We start from the raw sequence: 11,527 nt of genomic DNA on the forward strand, positions 1-11,527 counted from the left end.
TAAATTAAAAAAGGGATGCTTTTATACAAAAGTATCCTTTTTCTTCCCTTATCTATTTAATATGAAATTTACTAAAAGTAAATCCTAGTTTCTCCACATAATCCATTCCTAGTTCCATACGCGCCGTTTTCAGCGGATCAACAACTTGGCAAACTTTTAAATTACCTGCTGCCGATAATAAAAGAGTTGCATCAGCTTTAGACATTTCTAATACTTCATGTAAAAATATCACCATATTATGTACAGCACGATTTGCTGCATCATCTAACAATTTCTCTGAAGCAATCGTCATTATTTTTTCTTTTTGAATAGCCATTGGTAATGGCCATTTCTTTCCTTTTATAGTTTGAACTGTTACAGTTACCTCACCAGCCACCTCTACGCCACTAACACCAATTTCACCATCACCCATTGCTGCATGTAGATCACCTAATGCTAATAGAGCGCCAGGAACATTTACAGGTAATAGTAATGTCGTCCCTTCTTTTATCTCTTTACAATCCATATTCCCACCGTGATCATGTGGGGTGCCGCATGAAATGCTCTCTTCTTTCGGTGCAGTACCAATTACCCCAATCATTGGATTAATCGGGATTTGTAGTTCACTTGAAAACAAAACATATTCATTATGTATTGGGACAATTTTCACTGTATTTTCATTTAACTCATCACCCATTACACCAAGGTTTGCACCTGTAGTTAAAACGCCCTGCTCTGCAATTTTAATCTTTTCAATCGTTACGGCTAATATATCGCCAGGTTCTGCTCCTTTAACATATACAGGTCCAGTCGCTGGATTAATTCGGTTCCAATCTAATTCTTGAAACACAACATCTTCAGAATCGATTTGATTTTCAAAGCAATCATATGTTTCAAATACAAGACTGCTCCCAATTTCCACTTCCATACAAGGCTTATTTTCTGGTGACATTGAGTAAATGATATGGTCTTTATGAATTCGATACATAATACCTCTCCCTTTTATATTTATCTACTATTACTAATTAGCTCTTTTTATACAAGCTCCTCTTAAAATTAAATGTTATTTTTATGTAAAAAAGCACGCAGATTGTTTTATAACATACACTCTTTACTATAACAGAAAGGTGGTATCACTATGCCCCTTATTCCATACAACGAAAGTGATGTTGATTTACTAGCTCGTTTAATTCGTGCTGAAGCTGAAGGCGAAGGTCGCCAAGGTGAGGAGTTAGTTGGATGCGTTGTAGTAAACCGTGTATTTTGTGATTGCTTAGATTTTAAACAACTCCGTACCGTACGCGACGCTGTATATCAAAGCCCCGGCGGATTTGAAGCAGTACAATATGGATATTTTTATCAACGCGCTCGTGAATCAGAAAAAGAAATTGCACGAAAAGTTTTACAAGGTGAATGGCGCTGGCCTGCACGATGGGCTCTTTGGTATTTCCGTCCAGTTGGAGCTTGTCCACCTGAATGGTATAATCAGCCATTTGTAGGACAGTTTAAAAGCCATTGTTTTTATGAACCAAGTGGTGATGAATGTCCAAAAATGTATTCACGCTAGCAAAATTTGAAACGCAAGTACTTAGATGTCTAAGTACTTGCGTTTCTTTTAGCTTTATTTTAGAAATCTAGTAATGAGATGAATTTTTCGATGCCCACCACATGTATTAATAACGATATACGTGGGCCACTAGACTGATTCATAATGAGCTTATAAATAATAATAAATAATTGTTTTTGATTTTCTTTCATTATTTTTTTATTGTCATGATGGCAAATCGAATACAATTGCTCCATTAAGTTAGAGTAATCTTTGTTAGAACGAAGTATATTGCAAACTTTTACTAACCATTCTTTCTGTCTTTCATCTAATGTGTTGTAAAACTCTGTATTTCTCTCTCGATTTACCGCAATTAATTTTTCAGATTGAAAGTTTTTTATCCAATACTCTGCGCGGTTACATATCGCTATCATAGCATCTAATGTATAACTTCTATCTATTTTTTCTAATGTATCTTGTAAAATAGATGAATCAAAATTTAATAGCGGTAACGTTCCTGCTACTTGATTAAATCTCGGATATTCTTTAAACTGCCTATCAACTTTAGAGAGTTTAATTGCATCAAATAAATCTTCATTTTTGAGCGTTTTATTTTCATAGCTATCTTTCAATCGTTCATACTCTGTATAATTACGAATCACATCTTCATCCAACCCAATATGAAAAGCAGCGCCTGGTTTGTATTTGGCAAACATAAAGAGAATTACTTCTGGTATATACACTTTCAATAAATCGCTTGGTGTAATGCTATTCCCTGAAGAACTAGACATTTTTTCATGATTCCCTTTAATACCAATGAAATCGTAAGCAACGTAATGAGGCGCTTCACGATTGAATATTTTCCTTGCAATTTCTTTTGATACATTATAACTACCCGTTTCTGATGAATGATCTCTTCCACCCGGTTCAAAAATAACATCCTCTATCATCCATCTCATCGGCCAATCGATTTTCCAGTTTAGTTTCATTTTATTTGTATTTAATACGGATAATTCTTTTTCATTTCCGCATTCACATTCATACCGGACTGTTTTTAATACTTCATCAAAATGTGTAATAGTTGTTGTATCTTTTCCACACCTCTCACAATATAATGTAGCTGGATAAAAATTGTTTCGCTCTTCTTCACTACACTCTCCAGTTTTAAAATCCATTAAAATATCATATATTTCTTTTCGTTTATACAAAGCCTCTAAAATATTTTTGTTATACCTTCCACTTCTATATTCATCATGTTGATAAATAAATTCTACTTCAATTCCAAATGCTTGAAGCGATGTTTCAAACTCTTTTTCAAAATGCTCCGCATACGAGTTATGACATCCATACGGATCTGGAATATCACAGTATGGCATACCAATATACTTTGCAAAAGATGGATCAATATTTTTTGGAACTTTTCTAAATCGATCATAATCATCCCACGAAAATATAAAACGAGTCTTTTTCCCTAAACCTTGAAGTGCTCTTACTACGAAATAAGTCGTTACGATTTCACGAAAGTTCCCAATATGAACAGAACCTGAAGGACTAATTCCAGATGCACAAACAAACGTTTCTTTATTTGGATGTTTCCTAATTAATTCATGTGCTACTTCATACGCCCAATGCATTTATTGCTCACCTCAATTATTTTTTGTTTTCGTATTCTCAGTTTTATGCAATAAAAAAACTCCCACCCCCAAGATTATTCATCTTGAGGACGAGAGTTGTTAGCTTCGCGGTACCACCTCAGTTTGTTAATATGTCACCATATTAACCTCTTCAGGTACGGCAAAATATGCTTATACCCTATCTCTATAACGGGAGAACCCGTCGCACCATCCCTAAATAAATTAGTTCCTTGCGCAGCTCCAAGTCTTTTTTCGTTAAGATGTATACCGCTCTTTCTCAGCTACCAGAGCTCTCTGTACGTATTCTTTCTTAACTACTCTTCTCTTCCATGCCATTTTAAATATTAGTTTTTTAATATGATAATTTATAACACTTTTATTGTCAAACTTTTCCGAATCAAAAACATATAATTACCTAAAAAAATTCTTTATCGCTTCTAATTGAATTTTATGACTACACTCATCACAACAATATGCCCCGTTTGGTTTTTCTTTAAATCGCTTATATTTTTCACTGCCTTCGTAAACACGAAATATATTCTTACAAGAAAAGCAAACAATCTCATAAAACATCATATGCATTTTCCTCTCCTTGTTTATACACTTTTTTAATCACTTGTGAGAAGGTCATTTTTCTACAGCATAAATTTTAATATCCTTTGACTAAAAGGTTTACCTCTATTCTTATCGAATTATATTAATATCTTATAACGCGAGGTGAACATCTTGTTCAGTAATATAGAATTAGTTTTAGATGCTAAAGCAAGTTTAGCTGAAGGACCATGTTGGAATGAAAAAAAGCAACTTTTATATTGGGTTGATATTATGGAGAGAAAATTATGCATATACAATCCTACCGCTAATACGAACCGAGTAATTGCACTCGATCAACAAATCGGCTGTGTTGTTCCATATTTAGAGGATGTACTACTCTTAGCTATGGAAAAAGGCTTTTATTCTATTAATATAAATACCGAAAAACTGACACATATTTTTGACCCTGAACCACATTTAATAGAAAATCGTTTCAATGATGGAAAATGTGATCCAGCTGGTCGTTTCTGGGCAGGTTCTACAGATACATACGGTATGAATGCTGCAGGTTCCTTGTATTGTTTACATCATAATTTAAGTGTAGAGAAAAAAGTTTCACATGTAAATACATCAAATGGAATTGCTTGGTCACCTGATCATACATACTTTTACTTTATAGATACACCTACTAAAAAAGTGGTTCGCTATCAATATAATATACGTACTGGAGACATTCATAATCCAATTGATGTAATCATTTTCTCTGAAAATGATGGTCTACCTGATGGTATGACAATTGACGAAGACGGCTGTTTATGGATTGCACATTGGGGAGGTTCAAAAATAACTAGATGGAATCCATCTACTGGAGAACAAATATTAAATATTCCAATTCCAGCTTTATATGTAACATCATGTACATTTGGAGGACCTAATTTAACAGATTTATATGTTACAACAGCCAGAACAAGAATGACGGATGACGAATTAAAAGAGTATCCACATGCTGGTGGTATTTTTCGAATTCAAACAAATGTTAAAGGCTGCCCCACCTATTCATTTTGCAATAAAAATATTGGAGCCGAAACAAGATGAACCGTATCGATTACATAAGACAAGAAGAAAAGAACTATCACGATCTTTGCTATGAACAATATAAACTGTTTGAAGCTGGCTCTTGGCTTTTCAAACCAGTTAAAACGGTTATGGACTTGATGAACCACTTTGACGGACAAAACAACTTGCAAGTACTTGACCTTGGCTCTGGCGTCGGTAGAAATAGCATTCCAATTGCACAAAAAATAAAAAATACTAGCGGCACGGTTACATGTGTTGATTTACTTAATTCTGCTTTAACAAAGCTACAAATTTATAGCAAAGAGCATGATGTATTCGAGGTTATAAAAACCGAACAATCAGCAATTGAAAACTATTATATTGACTCTAACGCTTATGATTATATCGTTGCAGTATCAAGTTTAGAACATGTCAGATCAGAAGAAGATTTTAAAAATGTACTCCACTCTATGAAAAGAGGTACAAAAAACGGCGGTATTAATTGTTTAATTATTAACTCTAACATACAAGAAATTGATTCAATAACGAATGAAGAATTAGAAGCTTTAATTGAAATTAATCTTTCAACCGAAGAAATGATAAGTACTTTAAAAAGCATTTATAAAGAATGGAAAGAACTAAAAGTTGAAATAAAAGAATTAGCTTATGATATTGTTCGAAATGAAAGACACATTCAATTAAAAACAAATGCTATATCGTTTGTAGTTCAGAAATAATCGTATAATAAAGATATGATTATTTCTCTCAGATTTATTTTTATTGCACGAAATTTGCAACTATAAATATTTATGAAACAAAAAATAAAAGAGCACTTGTTTCCGCAAGTGCTCTTTTTGGGATTTTGAGATACCCTATTAACGAAAGTTAAGGTTACTTAAAGTTAAAAGGTATTTATATTATATGCTTGTCCTTTTTATTTGTGCATAATCAATATATAAACATCTTTAATCATTCTTAATAACTTTTAGTTATCGTTCTTTCTTACATTTTATCATTAAGAAATTGATTGAAGGTTTATTTGCCATGTTCTTATTTGGTTCATCAATTTCCGAAACTTTTACTAATCTATATTGATTAAAATCTTTTTTTATAGATTCAGAATCATAAAAGAACATTTTTACATCTTCCATTATCTCATAATAATCTTTATCCAACTGTTTTCCTTTTCCGTACATGGGAGCTTTTTAGAAACAGTTGTAAAAAACATATATCCGCCTGGTTTTAACTGATTATAACAATCTTCAATAAATTTCTCTCTTTCCTGTTCATTCAACAAATGAAGAAGTGCATGACTAAATATCCCATCATACAGTTTATTATCAAAAGGCATTTCGTTTACTGAACCGTGATACATACTAACATCTTCTAGTCCGTTTTCTCTTGCTAAATCGATCGCTGTTTTCGAAATTTCAATACCTGTTACATTTATACCATTATCGATAAAAACCTTTGCATTTCTTCCATATCCAATACCCGGAACTAATATATTCTTAACGTTCTTTTCAAGAAAAAAATCTTTTGTCAAAATTGCAGATTCTGTAGGTTCAAATCCCCACATCGTTTGTTTTTCGATAAAACTTGATTCCCAAAATTCCATTTTATTTTTATCTCCTTATTCTTATCTCATGTTTAATATCACATGAAAGACCTATTCATTTTAACGCTGCTTTTTTCACCACAGTCACTATAGCTCCATTGAATATAGCATATTAATAAGCCTATATCTAATTTAAAGATTGGCTGAATATCTATTCTAAATATTAACTTTTACATTTAGAAAAATAAAAAATGCCAATAATTCAATTGTATATTGGCATTTCACATAAGAAATTATCTTTTTATTTTGTGCTGATCTAATGTTTTTTCTAACATTTCTAAAGTTATCGGTTGAGCTTTCTCTATTAATTGATAACCAATACGTCCATTCGGCTCAGCTGTAACTTGCTGCAAAATCTTTAAATCATGTATTCCTTTTTCTCTTAATTGCATATAAAGTTGTTGTTCAGACATTTTTGCCTTCATCAAGTTCGCTTTAATAATCTCTCCATTTTCAACAATTACAAAGCTACTGCCATTTAGGAATTGTTCCGCCTCCCTTGATTTCAGTTCAAAGAAATGAATGATAAGAAGTACGCTTGCAAATATTACAGCTGCAAATATAGATGGGACTACTTTCCTACTTAATACAGGCTCTACAATAATACGCGCAATTGATACTACTATGATGATTTCTGCTCTTGTCATTTGGCTAACAGATTTACTACCTGTCATTTTTAATGCAAGAATCCCAGTGAGAATTAAAATAATGCTTTCAACAATAATATGCATAATAGCCCAATCCTTTAATGGTAAATGTTATTAGCATTCTAGATGCACTTTAAACTTTTTGGTGAAAATTAAAACTTACATATATAGAAAATGGATCTATTTAGATCCATCTTTTTTCAATAAGAATTTGATGATCTATTTTCTATTGTCAAAAAAACAAAAGCACCCAAATGGATGCGTATAGATTAAACTTATTCATTATTACTTTCTCCACTTTGATCATCAACTGATTTCGAGTCTAACATGCTGCCTATATCAGGCGGTAAAGCTAGCTCTATACCAGCTACTGGTTGATTATCTTCATTAAACCGTTGTTTCTTAAATTTACTCAATTCTTCATTTTTCTTATTTCCATCCATATTACCCCGCCTTTTATGTACGTGATATTAAATACTTTACTTAATATGTACATTGAGAAAGATAATATACGATTTGTACATAATGAAAGAGCAACAACCCGTTGTGCCTATTAAAAATTAACACGTACATGCTACTCCTCGTTTTATTATCATATTAATGACAAAATATATGTGAGCTACGTGACAAGTACGTTGTCATTTTATTCATATGAGACAAATACTTTTAAAGGAGTAATTATTCCTTGACTTAATTCCTCAAAACATTTTTCAAGTGCAGTATAATGAATTTCATGCTGAAAAATCTCTTCTATCCATGGCGTCTGTTCTATTTGACTAAAAAACCAATCTGCATGTTTTTGGTAACCATATCCATCACTTGAACCAATGATTTTCAATTCTTTTCGATAAAAGTCGGCGGTTAATGTTAAGTCTTCTATATTACCATCAGAAAGAATACATATCGCTCTATTACTATTAATAGCCTTTTGTAATGTGTGAAACCCTCTATTTGTAGCAGAACATTCCAAACCGTAATTATATGTTTCTATTATTTGTTTTTCTGAATCAAAGAGGTTTTTCGCACCAAACTTCTTTGCAAATTCTCTTCTATTTTTATTAGGCTCAACAACATCCACATGCTCAACACCTATATAGTATTTTAAGAAATAACAAGCGAGTAAACCAATAACTCCCATTCCAGTTATAAGTACTTTTTCATCCTGTCGCGGGTTTAGTTTCAATACTCCTTTAGCGGCATCACACGAAAGAATAGATAATAAAGCAACTTTAGGTTGTATAGAACTAGGCACTCGAATTACTTTATGCGCCTTAACTATCCCTATCGTTTCATGTCCATAAAAAGAAACTACTTTATCACCTACGTTTACATGTGTTACTTTATTACCAACTTCAATCACTTCACCATAACTTTCATATCCAGTTTTTCTTGGATAAAAAGGATGCGGATCTGTAACATCGGATCCATTATACTGTGGTAACTCGGCCCCAATGCTTATCGCTCCTGCCATTGTTTTAACGATAATTTCATCGTCCTGTATGTCCTTAATTTCATTTGTTTTCCACTTAAGTTGTTTCGCACCTTCTAAAACTAACTTATATTGTTCCATTCATATCCTCTCACTTTATAAAAATATATTCTCACTAAATTTCAAACAATGTATAATAGATTCATCCAAAATTAAAGCTATAACGTTGGCTAGCACCCAACAGTGATAACATGATAATTGAATTTGATGGCTATAGAATAAACGAGTATGTTATTGGCTGTAACTGTTCTATTAACGAATTAATAACGATGTATTTAAATGTAAAAAATGAAGAGATATCTAATGAGGATTTGCTAAGCTTATTTTGTGTACGATATCATTACAAAAAAATCCGAAAGTTACTACAAGTAGACATCATAAGCGATGTTGTCATTGATTTAGATACGGACTACATTTATATCCCAAATAGATAACAGTATACTAGATTGAATGATTAGTATTTACGATTCAGCTAAGTGTTTAATAAAATAAGTAATTGCCCAAATTAATGTCGCAAATTGAGTGACAAAATACATTGTCCATTCAAAGCCAGTCAATTTTCTCTCTCGTTTAACCTTCTTTAAGTATCTGTAAAATATGAATGTACTTAAAAACATTAATAATAACGATAATTGCTGTAAATCATCGACTATATGTACCCCCATAGACTCCATCACCCTCCTATTCAAAATAAATGCTATACTTTAAGGATATCACCTATTGGTAGTTTATTTCCATTTTGTTTTTACATAAACAAAAAGAGCACTCAACAATTGAGTGCTCTAAAAGTATTATAGTAACACTTTTCTTCTACTTTTTATAACTCAGTTCTATCACTTCCGGTATATGATTGTTATCATATTTCCTTTTATAGAGGTAACGTCAGGAAAATACGAATATACAACGTTAAGGAATTTTCATTACTTTATAACCATTTTTAAGTTATATTCAATAACCATGCTTTGACATTGTCTAGAACATGGTTATTTTTTAAACTAATATAAATCTGCTTAGTTGATTTTTTAGTTCAGCAATTTATTGAATTCATTAACTGGAAGAAGTATTCAGGTTTGTGAGTTTTATTTAGGTTATACCATGAATGTAATGTATCTGGTGCAAATACATCTAATTTTTTCAGTACTTCCATCGCAAATTCCAGAGGAGCTATTCCTGATGCAGTAACTAAATTCGCATCAGATACCGCAGATCCCAACTCATAGAACTTTTCTCCTTTATAGTTAGGACATACCATTTTAGTGTATTCTAAATTATTAGTTGTATGCTTTCTAGTATCTAAGTATCCCATATTTGCAAGGGCCTCAGTTGCACCACAAATTGCAGCAACAATAGTACCAAACTTTAAAGCTTGGCCAACTCTTTCCAAGATAGGTTGATGAATCTCTTCACTCCAAGTAGTCCCTCCTGGTAAAATTAAAAGATCTTTACTCTCAAAAGTACATTCATCAAGGGAAATATCTGGTTTTATGCTCAGTCCCCCCATAGTAGTAATCATTTCTTTATTAGCTCCTACTGTAATTACTTTTAAAGGTACTAAATCTTTTTTAAAATATCTTCCTGAATTTAGTTCGGTAATTAAATATCCATATTCCCAGTCCGACATTGTATTAAATACATATAGAAAAACTTTTTTTGTTTGCATCCCATATCACTCCAATCACAATTGATATGGATATTATAATATAACTTCCCTGACAGTTAACGTCAGGGAAGTTATCATACTTCATGAAATTTTATTAATTCCGACAGAACTTCAATAAGTCTTTTCTTAAGACTTATTGGCTCAATAACTTTAATAGATTTATTGTACGGTAAAAGTAAATAAGGTACATATGTATGTATCATATCTTTTTCAAGAAGAAAAACTGCTTGATTTGAAGTCCGCACTTGTAAATAATGTCCTAAAAACCAATGTTGGCAAATATCAGCTAATACACTTTTATCCCCACTAATAACCAAAGAAATAATCCCTTCCTTATCTTCTATAGTTGGAAGAAGATTTTTTATAAAAAAGTCACGTGCTGAAAAATTTTCTGGCCGGTTAAACTTATTTTCGGTTAGCATTAAATTTTCAATTCGATCTACCCTAAAACTACGGATATCATTCCTAAGATGACAAAATCCAATCACATACCACTTATTATTCCAATAGATAATTCTGTACGGATCGACCAATCTATAATTTAATTGCTTTTTCCCACTTTTATGATAAAGAATTTTTACTGAATACCCATCAGTTACGGCCTGCTCCAACTCCTTCAAAAAATGTTCCATAGAGGATGAACTAAATCGACTTATTACTTCTAGACTACTTAAATGTCGGTTTATCTTTGCTTCCTGCTCTTGATTTGAGTATTTACTTAGTTTTGAAATGGCCCTATTTAATGCTTCACCTCCATAATATCCGGCTTCTTCTGCAAAAACAGCAGCGTGAAATAGTGAAGTTTGCTCTTCAAAATCAAAAAAAAGAGGAGCCTCAATAAAATTGTTTAATAACGTGTATCCACCGTTATGTCCTGGTTCTGAAATTATAGGCACACCACTTGTTGAAATTGTATCAATATAACGATACACAGTCCGTATATTCATCTCTAACTTTTCTTCGCCTTTACTGTTATTTACTGATTGCTGTGGCTTATTTAACCTTACCTCGGGCGTTTGATAGTGGTTACCATAAACCCCCTTTGCCCGCCCCCACCTTGTTCGGTGCGGGAAACCCTTTATGGCATTATGCGGCCCATTTATTAGCCCGTATTACCGTATTGTTGGCGTTGGGCCGGCGGTGTTATTCATTTTTGTTATTCGTTACGTCGTTTATTCCCGGGCGGCAGTGTTGCGTATTATTATTGGCTTTACGGCCTCCCACCCGGGTACCCGGACCTTTACCCGTATTATTACCCGGGCCCGGCGGGGCCTGGCGCTCCCGGGGCACACCCCCGGGCGGTGTAACCCGACCGGATTGTTCTGGTTTGACGGTGGCAGCCTTGTTATTTACGGGCGTTGGAC

The 11,527-nt window shown here is 33.0% G+C and carries 13 protein-coding genes, 2 pseudogenes and 1 other annotated feature; of the genes and pseudogenes, 5 read left to right on the forward strand and 10 right to left on the reverse strand.

What is annotated here, in order from left to right:
• Positions 1–52 precede the first annotated feature (52 nt).
• Complete coding sequence (locus JFU02_RS03605) at positions 53–967, reverse strand: acetamidase/formamidase family protein (protein ID WP_061665860.1); 915 nt, start codon at positions 965–967, stop codon at positions 53–55.
• Between the two features lie 150 nt (positions 968–1,117).
• Between JFU02_RS03605 and JFU02_RS03610 the strand changes: the two genes are divergently transcribed.
• Positions 1,118–1,546, forward strand: coding sequence for a cell wall hydrolase (locus JFU02_RS03610; protein ID WP_001128398.1), 429 nt, complete (start codon positions 1,118–1,120; stop codon positions 1,544–1,546).
• 59 nt (positions 1,547–1,605) lie between these two features.
• Here the strand turns inward: JFU02_RS03610 and lysS are convergent, their stop codons facing one another.
• Positions 1,606–3,159: a lysine--tRNA ligase gene (gene lysS / locus JFU02_RS03615; RefSeq protein WP_000558626.1), complete on the reverse strand. Its 1,554-nt coding sequence runs from the start codon at positions 3,157–3,159 to the stop codon at positions 1,606–1,608.
• An 82-nt stretch (positions 3,160–3,241) separates the two neighbouring features.
• Positions 3,242–3,498, reverse strand: a binding site (T-box leader).
• A gap of 72 nt (positions 3,499–3,570) precedes the next feature.
• A complete protein-coding gene (locus JFU02_RS03620; protein ID WP_000551047.1) occupies positions 3,571–3,741 on the reverse strand; it encodes a DUF2197 domain-containing protein in 171 nt (56 codons plus the stop codon).
• Between the two features lie 144 nt (positions 3,742–3,885).
• Between JFU02_RS03620 and JFU02_RS03625 the strand changes: the two genes are divergently transcribed.
• Both JFU02_RS03625 and JFU02_RS03630 read left to right on the forward strand, forming a co-directional pair.
• On the forward strand, positions 3,886–4,788 hold the full coding sequence (locus tag JFU02_RS03625) for an SMP-30/gluconolactonase/LRE family protein (protein WP_201069895.1): 903 nt from the start codon (positions 3,886–3,888) through the stop codon (positions 4,786–4,788).
• Entirely contained in the window at positions 4,785–5,486 is a 702-nt protein-coding gene (locus JFU02_RS03630) for a class I SAM-dependent methyltransferase (RefSeq protein WP_061665862.1), read from the forward strand. Before JFU02_RS03625 ends, JFU02_RS03630 begins: the two co-directional genes overlap by 4 nt.
• Positions 5,487–5,738: 252 nt before the next feature.
• Here the strand turns inward: JFU02_RS03630 and JFU02_RS03635 are convergent.
• From JFU02_RS03635 to JFU02_RS03650, 4 genes and pseudogenes are all read right to left on the reverse strand, one after another.
• A pseudogene (locus tag JFU02_RS03635) lies at positions 5,739–6,367 on the reverse strand (class I SAM-dependent methyltransferase).
• A gap of 233 nt (positions 6,368–6,600) precedes the next feature.
• Complete coding sequence (locus tag JFU02_RS03640; protein WP_000547582.1) at positions 6,601–7,098, reverse strand: DUF421 domain-containing protein; 498 nt, start codon at positions 7,096–7,098, stop codon at positions 6,601–6,603.
• A 191-nt stretch (positions 7,099–7,289) separates the two neighbouring features.
• Positions 7,290–7,457, reverse strand: a complete 168-nt coding sequence (locus JFU02_RS03645; protein WP_086406197.1) for a hypothetical protein — start codon at positions 7,455–7,457, stop codon at positions 7,290–7,292.
• Between the two features lie 200 nt (positions 7,458–7,657).
• Positions 7,658–8,584, reverse strand: a complete 927-nt coding sequence (locus JFU02_RS03650; RefSeq protein WP_061665864.1) for a zinc-dependent alcohol dehydrogenase — start codon at positions 8,582–8,584, stop codon at positions 7,658–7,660.
• Positions 8,585–8,694: 110 nt separating this feature from the next.
• Here JFU02_RS03650 and JFU02_RS03655 point away from each other — a divergent pair, with 110 nt between their 5' ends.
• On the forward strand, positions 8,695–8,937 hold the full coding sequence (locus JFU02_RS03655) for a hypothetical protein (protein ID WP_086406196.1): 243 nt from the start codon (positions 8,695–8,697) through the stop codon (positions 8,935–8,937).
• Between the two features lie 27 nt (positions 8,938–8,964).
• Here JFU02_RS03655 and JFU02_RS03660 read toward each other — a convergent pair whose 3' ends face one another.
• The 3 genes and pseudogenes from JFU02_RS03660 to JFU02_RS03670 form a co-directional block, all read right to left on the reverse strand.
• The gene (locus tag JFU02_RS03660) at positions 8,965–9,168 is read right to left on the reverse strand and encodes a hypothetical protein (RefSeq protein ID WP_061665865.1); all 204 of its coding nucleotides are present in this window, start codon (positions 9,166–9,168) and stop codon (positions 8,965–8,967) included.
• A 362-nt stretch (positions 9,169–9,530) separates the two neighbouring features.
• Positions 9,531–10,163, reverse strand: coding sequence for a type 1 glutamine amidotransferase family protein (locus JFU02_RS03665; RefSeq protein ID WP_061665866.1), 633 nt, complete (start codon positions 10,161–10,163; stop codon positions 9,531–9,533).
• 74 nt (positions 10,164–10,237) lie between these two features.
• Positions 10,238–11,122, reverse strand: a pseudogene (locus tag JFU02_RS03670) (helix-turn-helix transcriptional regulator); the annotation flags it as partial.
• Between the two features lie 121 nt (positions 11,123–11,243).
• On the opposite strand from JFU02_RS03670, the gene JFU02_RS31800 reads away from it, so the two are divergent.
• Positions 11,244–11,527 (forward strand): hypothetical protein (locus JFU02_RS31800; protein WP_207193683.1); only part of this gene is annotated, 284 nt, incomplete at its 3' end.

It is taken from the genome of Bacillus sp. TH13 (assembly GCF_016651175.1).
In the GTDB taxonomy this organism is placed as follows: Bacteria; Bacillota; Bacilli; order Bacillales; family Bacillaceae_G; genus Bacillus_A; species Bacillus_A thuringiensis_S.

What these genes read in the sequence shown, in the direction of transcription:
- JFU02_RS03605 (WP_061665860.1), bottom strand. Translation starts at nt 967, where the DNA reads ATGTATCGAATTCATAAAGACCATATCATTTACTCAATGTCACCAGAA.
- JFU02_RS03610 (WP_001128398.1), top strand. Translation starts at nt 1,118, where the DNA reads ATGCCCCTTATTCCATACAACGAAAGTGATGTTGATTTACTAGCTCGT.
- lysS (WP_000558626.1), bottom strand. Translation starts at nt 3,159, where the DNA reads ATGCATTGGGCGTATGAAGTAGCACATGAATTAATTAGGAAACATCCA.
- JFU02_RS03620 (WP_000551047.1), bottom strand. Translation starts at nt 3,741, where the DNA reads ATGCATATGATGTTTTATGAGATTGTTTGCTTTTCTTGTAAGAATATA.
- JFU02_RS03630 (WP_061665862.1), top strand. Translation starts at nt 4,785, where the DNA reads ATGAACCGTATCGATTACATAAGACAAGAAGAAAAGAACTATCACGAT.
- JFU02_RS03640 (WP_000547582.1), bottom strand. Translation starts at nt 7,098, where the DNA reads ATGCATATTATTGTTGAAAGCATTATTTTAATTCTCACTGGGATTCTT.
- JFU02_RS03645 (WP_086406197.1), bottom strand. Translation starts at nt 7,457, where the DNA reads ATGGATGGAAATAAGAAAAATGAAGAATTGAGTAAATTTAAGAAACAA.
- JFU02_RS03650 (WP_061665864.1), bottom strand. Translation starts at nt 8,584, where the DNA reads ATGGAACAATATAAGTTAGTTTTAGAAGGTGCGAAACAACTTAAGTGG.
- JFU02_RS03655 (WP_086406196.1), top strand. Translation starts at nt 8,695, where the DNA reads ATGATAATTGAATTTGATGGCTATAGAATAAACGAGTATGTTATTGGC.
- JFU02_RS03660 (WP_061665865.1), bottom strand. Translation starts at nt 9,168, where the DNA reads ATGGGGGTACATATAGTCGATGATTTACAGCAATTATCGTTATTATTA.
- JFU02_RS03665 (WP_061665866.1), bottom strand. Translation starts at nt 10,163, where the DNA reads ATGCAAACAAAAAAAGTTTTTCTATATGTATTTAATACAATGTCGGAC.